Origin of the sequence: Pantoea sp. SS70, assembly GCF_029866845.1 — a bacterium.
Classification (GTDB): domain Bacteria; phylum Pseudomonadota; class Gammaproteobacteria; order Enterobacterales; family Enterobacteriaceae; genus Pantoea; species Pantoea leporis.
This window is the reverse complement of sequence record NZ_CP117199.1, coordinates 757,741-775,556: the sequence shown is the minus strand read 5'-3', so window position 1 is coordinate 775,556 and position 17,816 is coordinate 757,741. Positions and strand designations below refer to the sequence as shown.

The 17,816-nt window shown below is 54.0% G+C and carries 17 protein-coding genes; 4 read left to right on the top strand and 13 right to left on the bottom strand.

Annotation, left to right across the window (positions count from 1 at the left end; genetic code table 11):
• Positions 1–11: 11 nt before the first annotated feature.
• Positions 12–1,052, bottom strand: coding sequence for a GMP reductase (locus tag PO881_RS03460; protein ID WP_110867529.1), 1,041 nt, complete (start codon positions 1,050–1,052; stop codon positions 12–14).
• A gap of 218 nt (positions 1,053–1,270) precedes the next feature.
• Here PO881_RS03460 and coaE point away from each other — a divergent pair, with 218 nt between their 5' ends.
• Genes coaE through yacG form a run of 3 tightly spaced genes read left to right on the top strand, consistent with a single transcriptional unit; the run spans position 1,271 to position 2,833 of the window.
• Positions 1,271–1,879 carry a dephospho-CoA kinase gene (gene coaE / locus PO881_RS03455; protein ID WP_280172455.1) on the top strand — a complete coding sequence of 203 codons (609 nt, stop codon included), beginning with the start codon at positions 1,271–1,273 and terminating at the stop codon, positions 1,877–1,879.
• 4 nt (positions 1,880–1,883) lie between these two features.
• On the top strand, positions 1,884–2,627 hold the full coding sequence (gene zapD, locus PO881_RS03450) for a cell division protein ZapD (protein WP_101762106.1): 744 nt from the start codon (positions 1,884–1,886) through the stop codon (positions 2,625–2,627).
• Positions 2,628–2,635: 8 nt separating this feature from the next.
• The gene (gene yacG, locus PO881_RS03445) at positions 2,636–2,833 is read left to right on the top strand and encodes a DNA gyrase inhibitor YacG (RefSeq protein WP_061718119.1); all 198 of its coding nucleotides are present in this window, start codon (positions 2,636–2,638) and stop codon (positions 2,831–2,833) included.
• A 27-nt stretch (positions 2,834–2,860) separates the two neighbouring features.
• Here yacG and mutT read toward each other — a convergent pair whose 3' ends face one another.
• Positions 2,861–3,256, bottom strand: a complete 396-nt coding sequence (gene mutT, locus PO881_RS03440; protein ID WP_101762107.1) for an 8-oxo-dGTP diphosphatase MutT — start codon at positions 3,254–3,256, stop codon at positions 2,861–2,863.
• Positions 3,257–3,444: 188 nt separating this feature from the next.
• Here mutT and PO881_RS03435 point away from each other — a divergent pair, with 188 nt between their 5' ends.
• Positions 3,445–3,831 (top strand): response regulator, encoded by a 387-nt coding sequence (locus PO881_RS03435; protein WP_110867527.1) that lies wholly within the window; start codon positions 3,445–3,447, stop codon positions 3,829–3,831.
• Between the two features lie 42 nt (positions 3,832–3,873).
• On the opposite strand, the gene secA is transcribed toward PO881_RS03435, so the two are convergent.
• The 11 genes from secA to murD form a co-directional block, all read right to left on the bottom strand.
• The gene (gene secA / locus PO881_RS03430) at positions 3,874–6,579 is read right to left on the bottom strand and encodes a preprotein translocase subunit SecA (protein ID WP_101762109.1); all 2,706 of its coding nucleotides are present in this window, start codon (positions 6,577–6,579) and stop codon (positions 3,874–3,876) included.
• A gap of 76 nt (positions 6,580–6,655) precedes the next feature.
• A complete protein-coding gene (gene secM, locus PO881_RS03425) occupies positions 6,656–7,156 on the bottom strand; it encodes a secA translation cis-regulator SecM (protein ID WP_338064763.1) in 501 nt (166 codons plus the stop codon).
• Between the two features lie 274 nt (positions 7,157–7,430).
• Positions 7,431–8,348, bottom strand: coding sequence for a UDP-3-O-acyl-N-acetylglucosamine deacetylase (gene lpxC, locus PO881_RS03420; RefSeq protein ID WP_277974521.1), 918 nt, complete (start codon positions 8,346–8,348; stop codon positions 7,431–7,433).
• Positions 8,349–8,449: 101 nt separating this feature from the next.
• Positions 8,450–9,604 (bottom strand): cell division protein FtsZ, encoded by a 1,155-nt coding sequence (ftsZ, locus tag PO881_RS03415; RefSeq protein ID WP_008108602.1) that lies wholly within the window; start codon positions 9,602–9,604, stop codon positions 8,450–8,452.
• A 71-nt stretch (positions 9,605–9,675) separates the two neighbouring features.
• Positions 9,676–10,932 (bottom strand): cell division protein FtsA, encoded by a 1,257-nt coding sequence (ftsA, locus tag PO881_RS03410; RefSeq protein ID WP_007888634.1) that lies wholly within the window; start codon positions 10,930–10,932, stop codon positions 9,676–9,678.
• Positions 10,929–11,768 carry a cell division protein FtsQ gene (gene ftsQ, locus PO881_RS03405; RefSeq protein ID WP_101762111.1) on the bottom strand — a complete coding sequence of 280 codons (840 nt, stop codon included), beginning with the start codon at positions 11,766–11,768 and terminating at the stop codon, positions 10,929–10,931. The genes ftsA and ftsQ overlap by 4 nt, the downstream gene beginning before the upstream one ends.
• A gap of 1 nt (position 11,769) precedes the next feature.
• On the bottom strand, positions 11,770–12,690 hold the full coding sequence (locus PO881_RS03400; RefSeq protein ID WP_101762112.1) for a D-alanine--D-alanine ligase: 921 nt from the start codon (positions 12,688–12,690) through the stop codon (positions 11,770–11,772).
• Complete coding sequence (gene murC, locus PO881_RS03395) at positions 12,683–14,158, bottom strand: UDP-N-acetylmuramate--L-alanine ligase (protein ID WP_101762113.1); 1,476 nt, start codon at positions 14,156–14,158, stop codon at positions 12,683–12,685. The genes PO881_RS03400 and murC overlap by 8 nt, the downstream gene beginning before the upstream one ends.
• A 71-nt stretch (positions 14,159–14,229) precedes the next feature.
• Positions 14,230–15,288 (bottom strand): undecaprenyldiphospho-muramoylpentapeptide beta-N-acetylglucosaminyltransferase, encoded by a 1,059-nt coding sequence (gene murG, locus PO881_RS03390; protein ID WP_101762114.1) that lies wholly within the window; start codon positions 15,286–15,288, stop codon positions 14,230–14,232.
• Positions 15,285–16,499 (bottom strand): cell division protein FtsW, encoded by a 1,215-nt coding sequence (gene ftsW / locus PO881_RS03385; RefSeq protein WP_101762115.1) that lies wholly within the window; start codon positions 16,497–16,499, stop codon positions 15,285–15,287. Before ftsW ends, murG begins: the two co-directional genes overlap by 4 nt.
• Complete coding sequence (gene murD / locus PO881_RS03380; RefSeq protein WP_280172454.1) at positions 16,499–17,815, bottom strand: UDP-N-acetylmuramoyl-L-alanine--D-glutamate ligase; 1,317 nt, start codon at positions 17,813–17,815, stop codon at positions 16,499–16,501. Before murD ends, ftsW begins: the two co-directional genes overlap by 1 nt.
• Position 17,816 lies beyond the last annotated feature (1 nt).

The following is a 17,816-nucleotide window of genomic DNA, read 5'->3' as shown; positions in this document are numbered from 1 at the left end:
GTTGGCAGAGATCAGCGAGTGAACACGCGGTTCTCTTGTTCAGCGACGCGGATAAAGGTAGTGCGTTTCGTCAGCTCTTTCAATCGTTCAGCACCGACGTAGGTACAGGCCGAACGTAAACCGCCGAGGATATCTTTAACCGTCTCCTCAACCGGGCCGCGCACTGGTAACCGCACGGTTTTGCCTTCCGCCGCACGGTATTGCGCAACACCGCCAACGTGGCGTTTCATCGCCGATTCGGAGCTCATGCCGTAGAACAGCATAAATTTCTCACCCTGTTCTTCGACGATGGTTCCTTCACACTCGTCATGTGCCGCAAGCATGCCGCCGAGCATGGTGAAATCTGCACCGCCCCCGAAAGCTTTGGCAATGTCACCTGGAACCGAGCAGCCGCCGTCGCTGACGATCTGTCCGCCTAAACCGTGTGCCGCATCTGCGCACTCGATAACGGCAGAAAGCTGAGGATAACCAACGCCGGTCTTCACGCGTGTGGTGCACACTGAGCCGGGGCCAATACCCACTTTGACGATGTCTGCGCCAGACAAAATCAGCTCTTCCACCATTTCACCGGTAACCACGTTGCCTGCGCAGATGGTTTTACCTGGGAAGCTTTCACGCACGCGCAGCAGGAACTGAACGAAGTGCTCAGAGTAGCCGTTAGCAACGTCGATGCAGATAAAGTTGAGCTGCGATGATAACGCCAGAATGGCGGATAACTTCGTGAAATCTGATTCTGATGTACCAGATGAGACCATCACATGACTCAGCACCGCCGCTGGCACGCGTTGTACAAATGCCTGCCACTCTTGCACGCTGTAATGTTTATGCACTGCGGTCAGTACGTTAAAACTCGCCAGGGCTTCAGCCATCGTGAAAGTACCGACGGTATCCATGTTGGCGGCAATAATCGGTATGCCACTCCAGTTCAAGCCTGAGTGTTTAAAGGTGAAGGTGCGTTCCAGCTCAACCTCGGAACGGCTTTTCAAAGTGGAACGTTTTGGGCGGATCAAAACATCTTTAAAGCCCAGTTTTAAATCTTCTTCAATGCGCATAGCTGATTATCCTGGTTAGTGACGACGAACCGCGGTTCGGGTAGCGCTCACGGCTCCAGTGTCGTTATCATACGCGCCATTCGTTCCGCGACAAGACTGCGAATTTCACTTTATTTAGGCTACAATCCCTTAAATTTAGCTGAGAAAATTGATTGTGATCATGCTCTCATCTTGCTGTGGTTAATCGCCGCTCACGATATAAATTTTGCGAGAACGCTATGCCTTATACCGTTGCGCTCACCGGCGGCATTGGCAGTGGTAAAACCACTATTGCCAACGCTTTCGCAGCGCTAGGCGTTGATATTATTGACGCTGACGTCATTGCCAGAGAAGTTGTTGAGCCCGGAACGCCTGCCCTAAAGGCGATTGCTCAGCGTCATGGAGATACCATTTTGACGGCAGAAGGCACGCTCTATCGTGCGCGGCTTCGTGAAATTATTTTCCAACAGCCACAAGAGAAAAATTGGCTCAATCAGTTGCTTCATCCACTCATCAACGCCCGCACGCAACAATTAAAATTATTGGCCACCTCACCTTATGTGCTTTGGGTGGTGCCGCTGTTGGTCGAAAACGGCTTACAGCATCAGGCCGATCGCGTGTTGGTCGTGGATGTGGATACCGCCACGCAGTTGCAACGCACCCAACAGCGAGATGGTATTTCGCTAAGTCAGGCGAAAAATATTCTTGCCGCACAGGCTAGTCGTGAACAGCGTCGGGCCTGTGCGGATGACATCATTGATAACAGTGGTACGCCTGAACAGGTGCTACCGCGCGTTGCTGAGCTTCACCAGTGCTATCTACGCCTGGCAGCAACCGGAAAGGATTAACATCATGAGCACAATTGTTCTGTTTGAACACCCTTTGAATGAGAAGATGCGCACCTGGTTGCGCGTCGAATATCTGATTGATCAGCTGCATGAAACGGTGCCGGTTAACGGTTCGGTATCAGCACTCGGCGTTTTCCGTATTCTTAGCGATTTACTGGATATTTTTGAGCGCGGAGATATGCGCACTGAATTGTTAAAAGAACTGGAGCGCCAGCAACAAAAATTACGCGCCTGGCTGGATGTGCCAGGCATTGATGAACTGCGCGTGAATGATCTGCGTCAGCAGCTGAAGCAATGCTCAAGCGAACTCATGGCGGCACCGCGCATGGGCCAACAGTTACGTGAAGATCGCCTGGTTGCTCTGGTACGTCAGCGTTTGAGCATTCCCGGCGGCTGCTGCAGTTTCGATCTACCCAGCCTGCACATCTGGCTGCATCAGGAGCAAGCGGTGCGAGATGTTCAGGTGAATGGCTGGCTGGCATCACTGAATCCGCTGCGTAATAGTTTGACGATGATCCTCGATTTGGTGCGCCAGTCTGGCATATTTCGTCATCAAACCAGCCTCAACGGTTTTTATCAGGATAACGCCGAAGGATCCGATTTACTGCGCCTGCAATTAACTCTGGAAGACGCGCTGTACCCACAAGTCTCGGGTCACAAAAGCCGTTATGCGATTCGTTTCCTGCCATTAGACAGCGAACGCGGAGAAGTACCAGCCCGACTGAATTTTGAATTAGCTTGTTGTTAGAGGAAGTTATGCCGGAAGAGATAATTACCGTACCTTGCCCCAATTGTCGTCGCGATGTGATTTGGGATGAGTTGAGCCCGTGGCGGCCATTCTGCAGCAAACGTTGCCAGCTGATTGATTTAGGTGAATGGGCAGCAGAAGAGAAACGTATTCCCAGCAGCGGTGACCAGATGGACAGCGATGACTGGAGCGAAGAACAGCAGTAAAAAGTAAGGGGCTTAGCGCCCCTTCACTTAAATCTCGCCAGCCACTAATCGGCTGATCAATTCATGGTTCGCAGGCGGAAATTCATCCGCGACCAAATCCTGCTGTTCGACCCAACGCTGTGGCTGACCTTCACGACCATAAGGTTCGCCGTTCCAGCCTTCAACCAGGAAGAAATGCAGCGTAACGCGCAGATCTTCATAACTGTGATCGGCCTGACCAATCGCGCTTGCCGACGTGACTTCAATACCGGTTTCTTCCATCAGCTCACGCTTGAGCGCCTGCTCGGCAGATTCATCTTGTTCAATTTTTCCGCCGGGAAACTCCCACTTATTCGCCATATAGGAGCTTGCCGCACGCTGGGCAAGGAAGATTTGACGTTCTGTATTGCGAATGATGCCCACCGCAACCTGCAGGTGTTTCATAAGCTGGATTCCGCTTTTTTAATAAAATGAGCGCTGAGTTTAAATCAGACATCGAGTGATGTTAACCGTTGAGCGGAAAGTGACGTCCCACGCCCTACAAAAGCCAGTGATTAAGACATGTCGTAAGGATCGCAACCGGGAATGTTGGGAATACTCGCAGCACTTTCTTCTGTTAAACCCGACTACCTATGGAATTTAAAGAAACAACGTTTCTGGCGCAAAATACGCCGGAACAATTACATGCCCTACGCCATCTGGTATTTCATGACATCCTGACGTTAGACAGCGCAAAGAACACCTTAACATGGTGGCCTGAACACAAAGTTATTTCGTTGAATGAAGCGCAAAAACGATTCTTCTCCTGTCTGTTGCTGCGGATTACCTCGAAGCGTCAGATTATTGCCACCGTTTGGAATGAGAGCTATCCGAGCATCAGCGATAACAATTACCATCAGCTACTGTTCCAAAGCCGGGCGCTGTTGAAGCGAGCTGGCTTACCGGATGGTTTGCTGGTCACGCTGCCGTATCATGGCGTGCGCCTAAACGAAGAGAAACTCATGGCGATAACACGCTAAATCGTCAGCAAAAAAAAAGGAGCCCGAAGGCTCCTTTTTTTATCAGGCCAGACGGCCGTGACACTGCTTGTATTTTTTGCCGGAACCACATGGGCAGAGATCATTACGGCCCACTTTACGCTCCCCGCCTTGTGCGGCTAACGCTTCGGCTGCTGCGGTGGCATCATCAACATGGCTCAGCTGCTGCTGTTGCGCTAAACGCTCCGCTTCTTCACGACGCTGCTGCTCCATCGCTTCCACTTCTTCTGGCATGCGCACCTGAACTTTGCTCAGGGTGCTAATCACTTCGTACTTCAGTGATTCAAGCATCGCCGCAAACATAGAGAAGGATTCACGCTTGTATTCCTGCTTCGGATCTTTCTGGGCATAACCGCGCAGGTGGATGCCCTGACGCAGGTAATCCATCGCTGCCAGATGCTCTTTCCACAACGAATCCAGCGTTTGCAGCATCACGCCTTTCTCAAAGTTGCGCATCATCTCTTCGCCAACCACTTCTTCTTTAGCAGCATAGCTTTCCGCGGCGTGGGTCATGATACGTTCGCGCAGCGTCTCTTCGTGAAGATCGGGCTCTTTATCCAACCACTCAGCAATAGGCAAGTTCAGATCGAAGTCGTTACGCAGACGCTCTTCCAGGCCGGCAACATCCCACATCTCTTCCAGTGACTGCGGCGGAATGTAGGTATCAATGGTAGTTTTGTAGACATCTTCACGGATGCTATTGATGGTTTCAGACACATCAGACACATCCAGTAGTTCGTTACGCTGGCTGTAGATGGCGCGACGCTGATCGTTGGCAACGTCATCGTATTCCAGCAGCTGTTTACGAATATCGAAGTTGCGGCTTTCCACTTTACGCTGCGCGTTGGCAATCGCTTTAGTCACCCATGGATGCTCGATTGCTTCGCCTGGCTTCATGCCCAGTTTACGCATCATGTTCGATACGCGATCTGAAGCGAAGATACGCATCAATGCATCTTCCATCGACAGGTAGAAGCGTGAAGAACCGGCATCACCCTGACGACCCGCACGACCACGCAGCTGGTTATCGATACGGCGAGATTCGTGACGCTCAGTACCAATAATGTGCAGACCGCCTGCAGCCAGCACCGCATCGTGACGCAGTTTCCACGCTTCTTTCATCGCCTGAATCTGCTCTTCGGTTGGCTCGTCCATTGCGGCGAGTTCAGCCTGCCAGCTCCCGCCCAGCACGATATCGGTACCACGACCGGCCATGTTGGTTGCGATAGTAACCGCTGCAGGTTGACCCGCCTGAGCAACGATATCCGCTTCGCTGGCGTGGAATTTGGCGTTCAGTACGCTATGTTTAATGCCCGCACGCGTCAGTTCATTGGAAACGACTTCAGATTTCTCAATCGAAATTGTACCCACTAACACCGGCTGCCCTTTAGCAGTGCAGGCACGGATGTCTTCGATAATGGCGTCAATCTTCTCTTTCTCGGTCATGTAGACCAGATCGGCCATATCTTTACGCACCATCGGACGGTTGGTTGGCACCACGATAGTATCGAGCTTATAGATGGAGCTGAATTCGAACGCTTCGGTATCCGCGGTACCGGTCATACCGGCCAGTTTCTCGTAGATACGGAAGTAGTTCTGGAAGGTAATGGAAGCCAGCGTCTGGTTTTCATTCTGGATTTCCACGCCTTCTTTCGCTTCAACCGCCTGATGCAGACCATCTGACCAGCGGCGACCTTGCATGGTACGGCCGGTGTGTTCATCAACGATGACCACTTCGCCATCTTTAACGATGTAATCAACATCGCGGGTGAAGAGTGCATGAGCACGCAGCGCCGCAGTAACGTGGTGCATCAGCATGATGTTGGTTGGGGAGTAGAGTGACTCGCCCTCTACCATAATGTTTTGGCTAACCAGCAGCTCTTCAACTTTTACCAGGCCGCGCTCGCTCATATGTGCCTGGCGCGCTTTTTCATCGACCCAGAAATCGCCTTCGCCCTGGAAGGTTTCAGAGTCTTCTTTTTCCTGACGCACCAGATGCGGGATGATCTTGTTAACTTTGGTATACAGCTCAGAGCTGTCTTCCGCCGGACCAGAGATGATCAATGGCGTACGTGCTTCATCGATCAGGATTGAGTCGACTTCATCCACTAATGCGTAATGCAGCTTACGCTGCACGCGCTCTTCCGGACTGAACGCCATGTTGTCGCGCAGGTAGTCAAAGCCGTATTCGTTGTTGGTGCCGTAGGTGATGTCAGCGGCATAAGCTGCACGCTTCGCCACAGCTGGCATGTTTGGCAGGTTAATGCCGATGGTCAGGCCAAGGAATTCAAACAGTGCACGGTTATTTTCGGCATCACGCTGCGCCAGATAGTCATTGACGGTAACAACGTGCACGCCTTTGCCGCTCAGCGCGTTCAGGTAAGCGGGCAGGGTCGCGGTCAGGGTTTTACCTTCACCGGTGCGCATCTCTGCGATGCAACGTTCGTTGAGCACCATGCCGCCAATCAGCTGCACATCAAAGTGACGCATACCGAAGACGCGCTTACTTGCTTCACGTACGGTGGCAAAGGCCTCAGGAATCAGGCTCTCAAGGCTTTCGCCTTTTTTCAGGCGCTCACGGAACAGGTCAGTTTTCGCTTTCAGTTCATCGTCAGAGAGCTTTACGAAATCCGGCTCCATCTTATTGATGACGTCGACGATTTTGCGCATACGGCGCAGAGTACGATCATTGCTGCTGCCGAATACTTTAGTTAATAATTTGATTAACATGATAAATTTTTCTCAATTCAGCCGTGATTTCACGGGCTGCAAAATCTGATTCAGGATGTGGAAAAAACGTTAGCAGTTAAGCAATGAAAGGCCCGGCGCGGATGCCATGAATAGCAGCCTGCCAATCAGCAGAGGAAAGGATTTGTGGTTCGTTGTGACGCAGGTTTTGTTGCGGCTCAACCACAGTCAGCGATTGCGCCGGAGAAGTCAGCAACGCCTGAAGCGAACCTATCAACGCCAGCTTTTGTGCCGCCAGCGGCACAGCTTGATCGGCTTCCGCCTGAGCGGGCGGCGTCATACTAAAGGAAAGGTGGCGAATAACGGTGCGAATCGCATGCTGGTGCCAGTAATCGACGTTGAAATTCGGTCGACGCGCGCTTTCCTGCAGACGAATCAGATGATCAAAGTGGACAACATTGCCGACAAACAGGCTGCTTATCGGTGAATCATTTGCTTTCGGCTCAGAACTTTGCGCACAGGCAGGCAAACCTAAACTGGCCGCCACCATCCCCAACAGGAGATGTGGCCAGAAATAGCGTCTGCCTAATTGTCGCCAGCGTGAGAAAATCCCGATCACAATCCGTCCACAATGCATTGAATAAAGTAATAAAGCGGTAGCAAAAATCTGCGTTACCCAGCTTATGTGAGCGCCAGATGATAGCACTTATGTGGGGCTTCGACACCAGTGATTAAAGGGGCTTCGGCGGAATTCACGTTTTTTTGTACAGGGTTTCGCCAGTTGCTACAGCGAATTGAGATCGGCTTGGCAGGAATAAAAATGAGGCAATAAAAAACGGCAGGTTCAACTGACCGGAGAGGGTGTCAGCGAAACCTGCCGTTTTATGTCTGACTTACGCCAGAACTAAATTTGGTGCTTTGAATGCCAGTGGCAGTTCAGCTTCATCTTCGAAGGTCGCCCATTCCCAGGCTTCCTGTTTAGCCAGAACCGCTTGTAGCAACTTGTTGTTCAACGCATGGCCCGATTTAAAGGCGGTAAACGCGCCAATAACATTATGACCGCACATGAACAGGTCGCCGATCGCATCGAGCATTTTATGACGAACAAATTCGTCTTCAAAGCGCAGACCGTCTTCGTTTAATACGCGGAAATCATCAAGGCCAATCGCACAATCTAAACTACCGCCCAGGCACAGGCCTTTAGACTGCAGATATTCGATTTCACGCATAAAGCCAAAGGTGCGCGCACGGCTGATTTGGCGAACAAAGTTCTCAGCCGAGAAGTTGAGCTGGTAACGCTGCGAGCTTGAGTCGATTGCTGGATGTTTGAAGTCGATAGTAAAGTCGAGTGAGAAACCGTTATACGGCTTGATCTCGGCCCACTTATCGCCATCTTCCACACGCACCGATTGCTTAACGCGTACGAATTTCTTCGCGCTGCTTAGCTCTTCGATGCCAGCGTCCATCAGCAAATAGACAAAAGGCGCGGCACTGCCATCCATGATCGGGATTTCCGGTGCATCAACTTCAACAATAATGTTGTCGATGCCCAAGCCCGCCAATGCGGCGTTCAGGTGTTCAACGGTTGAAATACGCACGCCTTCATCGTTCACCAGGCAAGTACTCAGCATGGTGTCGCGCACATATTTTGCATCAGCCGGGAAATCTACCGGTGGATTCAAGTCAGTGCGACGATAGATGACCCCGGTGTTAGCCGACGCAGGGCGTAACGTCAGTGTGACTTTCTTGCCGGTATGTAAACCGACACCAGTCGCCTGAACAATACGTTTTAATGTCCTTTGTTTGATCATCGCTTTATCTCGCAATATTACCTGTCCGACCGCCAGTATAAATTACCAGCGGGCGAATACTTTAGCACAAAGAGCGGAGAATCCCAATTCTCGGGATATTCTTAATCAGCCTGCTTACGCAAGAAGGCTGGAATATCAAGGTAATCGGGTTCTTTGCTGGATGCCGCCGGTTGGTCATTCACCACTTTCGCAGCCGGTTTCTGCTCCTGCGGCAGCGGCGCCATGCCGTGCTGCTGGTAGCGATGATCCATCACTGGCTGAGTGGCCGGCTTGTTGGTCACCAGCGTGATTTCCGGACGCTTATCCATGCCGATGCCGGTTGCAACTACGGTCACACGCAGTTCGTCGTTCATCTCTGGATCCAGAGAAGTACCGATAACCACGGTTGCGTTGTCAGAAGCGAAGGCGCGGATGGTGTTACCCACGGTTTCAAACTCATCAAGACGCAGGTCGAAGCCCGCAGTAATGTTGACCAGCACGCCGCGCGCGCCAGACAGATCGATGTCTTCCAACAGCGGAGAAGAGATAGCCATCTCTGCCGCTTCTTCCGCACGATCTTCACCACATGCCACGCCTGAACCCATCATGGCGTAACCCATTTCTGACATCACGGTACGCACGTCCGCAAAGTCAACGTTCATCAGGCCAGGACGGGTAATCAGTTCAGCGATACCCTGTACAGCGCCTTTCAATACGTCGTTGGCTGCGCCGAACGCATCCAACAGAGAAATACCGCGACCCAGAACTTTCAGCAGCTTGTCGTTTGGAATAGTAATCAGTGAATCGACATGCTTAGACAGTTCAGCGATACCTTGCTCAGCAAAAGCCATACGCTTTTTGCCTTCAAAGTTGAACGGCTTAGTTACCACCGCAACGGTCAGGATACCCAAATCTTTTGCCACTTCAGCCACAACTGGCGCTGCACCAGTACCGGTACCGCCGCCCATGCCAGCTGCGATGAACACCATGTCTGCACCATCCAGCGCAGCACGCAGTGCTTCGCGATCCTCTTCTGCAGAGTTGCGGCCCACTTCTGGGTTCGCACCTGCACCAAGACCTTTGGTGATATTGGTCCCGATCTGGATCGTCTGGCCGACCGCTGTCTTACGCAACGCTTGCGCGTCGGTGTTCACAGCGAAGAATTCCACACCTTCGATACGCTCGCGTACCATGTGCTCTACGGCGTTGCCACCGCCACCGCCGACGCCGATGACTTTAATCACCGCGTCATTGGTTAATTCCATAGGTTCAAACATGATTTCTCTCCGTTATGTGCCTGTCGCCTGGAGATCATAAACATTGCCAGCATGATCTCCTTTTTCAAAAATTAAAACTCTTTCTTCAGCCAGCTGTTGATTCGCTTGAACCAGTTGCCCACTGAAGCACGTTTTTCCGTTTCTGCATCACCGTTCATGTGTGACTCTTTGCCGTAATGCAGCAGACCAACCGCCGTAGAGTAATACGGCTCCTGCGCATAGTCCGTCAGGCCGGTGATGTTAAGCGGCTGTCCGATGCGCACTTGCGTGTGGAACACGCGCTGTGCGCAAGCTGCCAAACCTTCAATCTGCGCCGCACCACCGGTCAGCACGATACCGGCCGCCAGATGGTGTTTCACGCCTTGCTGGCGCAGCTGCTCCTGTAATTGCAGAATCTCGTCGTTGACCAGATTCAACAGTTCGGTGTAACGCGGCTCGATGACTTCAGCCAGCGTTTGACGCTGCAGGCTACGTGGTGGACGTCCACCTACGCTCGGCACTTCGACATTTTCGTCTTTGCCGACAATCGAGCCCAATGCACAACCGTGACGCACTTTAATCGCTTCTGCGTCGGTCGGCGGTGTACCAAAAGCGTAAGCGATATCGCTAGTTACCACGTTCCCGGCATACGGGATCACTTTAGTGTGACGCAGTGCACCGCCAGTATAGACAGCGATATCCATTGTACCGCCACCGATATCAACAACACAGACGCCCAGCTCACGTTCATCTTCCGTCAGTACGGAGAAACTGGATGCCAACCCGGCAAAAATCAGTTGGTCAACTTTCAGGCCGCAACGTTCAACGGCTTTGACAATATTTTTTGCCATATCGTTGTGGCACGTGATCAAATGTACTTTCGCCTGCATACGTACGCCAGAAAGTCCCACTGGATTCTTAATGCCTTCCTGATAATCGATGGCGTATTCCTGCGGGATAACATGCAGAATACGATGCTCATCACGTACGCGAACGGATTTCGCCGTATGCACCACGTTCTCTACATCATCCTGAGTCACTTCCTCTTCCGAAATCGGAACCATCCCGATTTCGTTCTGGCAACTGATATGTTTGCCCGATAAAGCAAGGTAGACTGAGGAAATCTGGCAGTCCGCCATCAATTCAGCCTGATCGATGGCGCGCTGTACGCATTTCACCACCGATTCCAGATCGTTTACGCCGCCTTTATCCATGCCGCGAGACGGGCAACTGCCCACCCCAATAATATTGACCATACCATCGGGCAGAATTTCCCCAACCAGGGCGGACACCTTCGCGGTGCCAATTTCGAGTCCTACTACCAGTTTTCTGTCCGTTGCCTTGATCATTGTGGTTTAGCCTGTGCCTGGTTCTGTTGCTGATTACTGTCCTGTGGCTCTATCGGTGCAGCGGCCCAACCGACTGCGGCGCCCGAATCGTAGCGCAAATCAACGTACGTGATGCGCTGGTTCTGACTCTGGCCCTGCTGCTGCAAATCCGGATAAAGCTCAATAAAACGGTTCAGACGCTTCATGGTATCGCTACGACCTAGTTCGATGCGCACATCGTCACTGGTCACTAATTGCCACGAGCGCCGCGCCGTCATCGACGCGACCTTCAGGGTAAACTTGTTAGCCTTTAATACATCACTCATGGTGTGATAGCCGGCTAACACCTCGTTTTCACTGCCTTCCGGACCGTACAGCATCGGCAACGTTTCTTTGCCAACGTGACTGGCCGGAACGCTGAAGGAGACGCCAGCGGCGTCCACCATATGTGAGTCATTCCAGCGTGCAACCGGAACATACTCCACCAGATTTATCTTCAGCTCATCAGGCCACTGCTTGCGCACACTGACCTGCTTAATCCAGGGTAAACGCTCAATCTGCTGCTGGATGATATCCACGTTCTGCGACATGAAGGTTCCCGGCGCGCCAAGCGATAAAATGGCCTGACGAATATCATCATGCGTGGTGTAGTGGGTTTGCCCGGTCACCACCAGCTTCGATAACGGCAAGCGTGACGCGTCATTCATCCACTTCAGCACCACGAGGCCACCCGCCACCATAATGCCCAACACAATCAACAGGAACACCATGCCAAACAGTCGCGCACCGTTGCTGCGCCCGGAGCGTGTCCGCTCCTGAGGTTCGCGATTGCGTACTCGTATCGCTGCCTGAGACATATCAGTCAGCCAGCTCCAGAATACGCGCCACCAGCTGCGGGAAGCTGTATCCCGCTTGCTTCGCGGCCATCGGCACTAAACTGTGGCTGGTCATGCCGGGCGAAGTATTCACTTCCAGCAGCTGGAAGTTGCCCTCACCGTCAGCCATCACGTCCACGCGACCCCAGCCGCTGCAACCCAATGCGCGCCAGGCTGACCACACCAACGTCTGCAATTCTGCTTCCTGCTCGGCGCTTAATCCGCTCGGGCAGAAGTATTCAGTATCGTCAGAAATGTATTTAGCTTCATAGTCATAGAACTCGCTGGCGGTTTTAATTCTGATAGAAGGCAGAATTTGCTCACCCACGATGCCCACGGTGTATTCCGCGCCGCTCAGAAAAGCTTCGATCAGCACGTCATCATCATGACGAAAGGCTTCTTCAAGCGCTGCGGGTAATGCATCCGCATGGTTCACGCGGCTGATACCGACGCTAGAACCTTCGCAGCTTGGCTTGACAAATAGCGGTAAACCCAGCGCCTCAATGGCTTTGGTAGTATCCGCGTTTAAACCTTGTTCATGCTGCTGACGCGTCAGCCAAACAAATTTGCCTGAGGGTAATCCCCTGCCCTGCCACAGCAATTTGCTGCGCAGCTTATCCATGGTGATGGCGGAAGCCATCACACCGCTGCCGGTATAGGGCAGTTGCAGAAACTCCAGCACCGCTTGCAGCGTGCCGTCTTCACCACCACGACCGTGCAAAGCAATAAACGCTTTAGCGAAACCTTGCTGTTTCAGGTCAAGCACCGACACATCACGCGTATCGACTGCATGCGCACCAATGCCCATTTCACGCAGTCCGGCCAGCACTGCCGCACCGGACATCAGCGACACATCACGCTCGGCCGAGGTGCCGCCCATCAATACTGCAACCTTCTCAGTCATGGCGCGCCTCCGACTTAACGGCAGGCTGTAATTCGTTTTCGGCCAGCTTGCGGGCAATCTTGCCGATGTTGCCTGCGCCCTGCACGATCACCAGATCGTCGCCCGACAGCAACGGTGCCAGCGCATCTGGCAGCGCGTCATGCTCAGAGACCAGAATCGGATCAACTTTGCCACGGTTACGAATCGCGCGGCACAGCGAGCGGCTATCAGCGCCGGGAATCGCCGCTTCACCCGCCGGATAGACATCCAGCATCAACAACACATCCACCTGCGACAGCACATTAGCGAAATCATCAAACAGGTCACGCGTACGCGTGTAGCGATGCGGCTGGAACACCATCACCAGCTTCTTGTCAGGCCAGCCCGCACGTGCGGCTTTGATGGTGACATCCACTTCGGTGGGATGGTGGCCGTAATCGTCGACCAGCATCGCACTGCCTGGATTACCGTTGACGGCGGCGGTATCGAACTCGCCCAGCACGTCAAAGCGGCGTCCGGTGCCCTGGAAGCTCTCCAGCGCGGCCAGAATCGCGTTATCTTCAATCCCCTCTTCGCTGGCAACAGCTACCGCGGCGGCCGCGTTCAGCGCGTTATGACGGCCAGGCGCATTCAGCGTCACTTTCAGCACCGGCTTATCCTGACGAATAATGGTGAAGTGGCCTTGTGCGCCACGCTGCTCGTAATTCTCGATACGCACATCCGCGTCATCGCTGAAGCCGTAGGTGGTTACCTGGCGGCCTACGCGTGGGATCAGGTCACGAATCACTGCATCATCCACGCACATTACCGCGCGTCCATAGAATGGCAGGTTGTGCAGGAAGTTAATGAACGTCTGCTTCAGGTTCTCGAAATCGCCCTGATAAGTGTCCATGTGATCCGCTTCGATGTTGGTGACAATTGCCACCATCGGTTGCAGATGCAGGAAGGACGCATCACTTTCATCTGCTTCAGCAATCAGATAACGGCTGCTGCCCAGGCGCGCATGCGTACCTGCGGCTTTAACCAAGCCACCGTTAACGAAGGTGGGATCCAGTCCGCCTTCCGCGTAAATGCTGGTCACCATCGCGGTGGTGGTGGTTTTACCGTGCGTGCCCGCAACCGCAATGCCATGACGGAAACGCATCAGTTCAGCCAACATCTCAGCGCGACGAATCACGGGAATACGCTGCTCACGAGCGGCAACCAGTTCAGGATTATCCTGCGCTACAGCCGTCGACACCACGACAACGCTGGCATCGGTGACGTTTTCCGGACGATGGTTGAAATAAATCGTCGCACCCAGCGCAGCCAGATGCTGTGTCACCGCGTTCGGTGCCAAATCAGAACCGCTGATGTGATAGCCTTCGTTCGCCAACACCTCGGCAATACCGCCCATGCCAGCACCACCGATGCCGACAAAGTGAATGTGCCGGACGCGACGCATCTCGGGCACAATAGAACGCAGTTTTGCCAATTGTTGTGTATTCATCTGTTTCAATTACCTGTTTTTCCCGTTTGTACCTGCTAAAAGGTACGGGCCAAATCAACTGGCCGATTAATTTACTTCGCGACGCGCGCCACTTCATTTGCAACCCGCTCGGTTGCATCGGGAATCGCGACCTGACGGGCTTTTTCTGCCATCGCCAACAATGTGGTGCGATCCCAGTGACGCAGCGTGTCCGCTACCACAGCCGCGGTGAACTGCGGCTGCTCGAAAATTTTGGCTGCGCCCGCTTTTTCCAGCGGCAACGCGTTCCAGTACTGCTGACGATCTTTGTGCTGAAACGGTACGAAGATTGCCGGTAAACCTGCGGCCGCCACTTCACTTACCGTCAATGCGCCCGAACGGCACACTACGACATCGGCCCAGGCGTAAGCTTCGGCCATGTCATCGATAAACTCGGTGACTTTGTGCTGCGGCTGACCCGCTGCGCGGTAAGCCTGCTGCACGGTTTCCAGTCCGCCTTTACCGGTTTGATGCCAAACCGTAATGGCATCGCCCAACGCTGCGGCCACTTGCGGCACGGTCTGGTTAAGGATGCGCGCGCCCTGACTGCCGCCAACCACCAGCACGCGAATCGGGCCGAAACGTGCACTTAGGCGCTCTGCCGGTAACGGCAGCGCTAACACATCGGTACGCACCGGATTGCCAACCACTTCAGCATTTGGAAACGCCCCCGGAAACGCCTGCATCACTTTGGTGGCGATCTTCGCCAGCCACTTGTTGGTCAGTCCGGCAATGCCGTTCTGCTCATGCAGCACCACCGGAATACCGCAGCTCCACGCCGCTAAGCCGCCAGGACCCGAAACGTAGCCGCCCATTCCCAGCACCACATCCGGCTGCCAGCTCTTCATGATGCGACGCGCCTGGCGCCATGCATTGAAGATGCGTACCGGTGCCAGCAACTGCGCTTTAACACCTTTACCGCGTAAACCGCTGATGCGGATAAAATCAATTTCAATGCCGTGTTTCGGCACCAAATCCGCTTCCATTCGGTCAGCGGTTCCCAGCCAGCGCACCTGCCAGCCTTGTTCCATCAGGTGATGGGCAACGGCCAGACCCGGGAACACATGTCCGCCAGTACCGCCTGCCATGACCATCAACCGTTTGCCACTCATCGTGCACCTCGGGTAAACGCCTGCGCTTTTGCCAGACGCGTTTCATAATCTATGCGTAATAAAAACACGATGGCGGTCGACATGATGATCAGACTCGAACCACCGTAACTGATCAGCGGCAGCGTCAGACCTTTCGTCGGCAGCATGCCAGCAGCTGCACCCACGTTAACCAGCGCCTGGAAGCTAAACCACACGCCAATTGAGCAAGCGAGGAAGCCTGAGAAGCGCTGATCGATCTCCAGAGCACGGCGACCAATCGACATCGCGCGAAAAGCGACGAAGAATACCATCAACAGCGCTAAAACCACACCGACATAACCCAACTCTTCACCGATGATGGAGAAGATGAAGTCGGTATGTGCTTCCGGCAGATATTCCAGTTTCTGCACCGAGTTGCCTAAGCCCTGCCCCCAGAACTCACCGCGCCCAAACGCCATCAACGATTGCGTCAGCTGGTAGCCGCTGCCGAAGGGATCTTCCCACGGGTTCCAGAAGGAGGTCACACGGCGCATACGGTACGGTTCGGCGATGATCAGCAGCACCACGGCGAAAATGCCGGAGCCGATGATCGCCAGGAACTGCCACATTTTCGCCCCGGCGAGGAACAGCATCGCCAGCGTGGTAACAAACAGCACAACGACGGTACCGAGATCCGGCTGCGCCAGCAGTAGCACGGCCAGCACCACCATCACGCCCATCGGCTTACAGAAACCCCAGAAGTTGTTACGCACCTCTTCGACTTTGCGCACCAGATAGCTGGCGAGATAGCAGAACAGCGTCAACTTCGAAAGCTCGGCCGGCTGAATACGCAGCGGGCCAAGGGCAATCCAGCGCGATGCACCGTTCACCGAGCTACCGACGACCAAGACGATCAGCAGCATCACCACGGACACCATCAGCATCACGTTGCTGTAGCGCTGCCAGAAATCCATTGGGATGCGCAAGGTCACCAGCGCCATACCAAACGCCAAAGCGATATAAAACGCATCACGCTTGGCAAAGTAGAACGGATCTTCGTTCAGACGTTGACCAACCGGCATCGACGCCGACGTCACCATCACAAAACCAATCAGCGCCAGCCCAAAGGTCAGCCACAGCAGCGTGCGATCGTACAGCACCACCGGCGCATCATCACTGTCGCGCGCGCCCATCACCCACTCACGCAGGCGCAACGACAGATAGTTGGCGATACCGGCTCCAGGAATGCGCATCAGCTCAACTCCCTTGCCAGTTGCGCGAACTGATCGCCGCGCTGTTCAAAATTACGGAACTGGTCAAGGCTGGCGCAGGCCGGTGATAACAGCACCATATCGCCGGCTTTAACCTGGGCGGCAATCTGCGTCATCGCCTGCTGCATGGTTTCAGTGCGCGTGGCGATCTCCGGACGCAATGTCGCTAACGCATCACCATCTCGACCAAAACAGAACAGCTTCACGTTGTCGCCCTGCAGATAGCGCGCCAGCGGGCTGAAATCAGCCGACTTGCCGTCGCCGCCCAGCAGCAGCCACAAGGTACCTTTCACCTGCAAGCCATTCAGCGCCGCTTCGGTGCTGCCAACGTTGGTGGCTTTGGAATCGTTAATCCAGCGCACACCGTGGGCTTCATGCACCAATTGGAAGCGATGCGCCAGGCCGGTAAAGGTGGTTAACGCTTTCAGGCTGGAAGCGCGTGGAATATTCACCGCGTCGGCCAATGCCAGCGCTGCCAGCGCGTTGGTGTAATTGTGTTGACCGACCAGCGTCATCTCATCGGTGTTCAGGACTTTCTCGCCCTTTACCCGCAGCCAGGTGCTGCCCTGCTGCTGATTGAGATGATAATCGCCGAGGTTGATGCCGAAGCTTACGCAGCGCTGATCAACACCGCGCACCGGCATGGTCATGCCATCGTCAGCATTCACTATGCAGACGCTGGCGTTTTCGTAAATGCGCAGCTTGGCGGCACGATACTGCTGCATGCCGAGCGGATAGCGATCCATGTGATCCTCGGTGAGATTGAGGATCGTCGCCGCCGCCGCTTTCAGGCTATGCGTGGTTTCCAGCTGGAAGCTGGAGAGTTCGAGTACATAAAGCTGTGCTGGCGATTTCAAAAGCGTCAGCGCCGGCAAACCGATATTGCCGCCCACGCCCACCTGCCAACCTGCAGCACGCGCCATTTCGCCCACCAGGGTCGTCACGGTGCTTTTACCATTCGAACCGGTGATCGCCACAATCGGAGCCTGCGCTTCACGGCAGAACAGCTCAATATCGCCGATGATTTCAATCCCGGCATCGGCTGCTTCGCTTAATGCAGGATGCGCCAGCGCGATCCCGGGGCTGGCGATAATCAGATCGGAGGCCAGCAGCCAATCACTATTAATACCGCCAACATAGCGCTCCACCGAAGCTGGCAGTTTGTCCAGCCCCGGCGGCGAGACACGGGTATCCATCACGCGTGGCGTTACGCCTTGCGCGAGGAAGAAATCAACACAGGAGAGGCCAGTAATGCCTAATCCAATGATGACGACTTTTCTGCCCCGATAGTCAGCCATG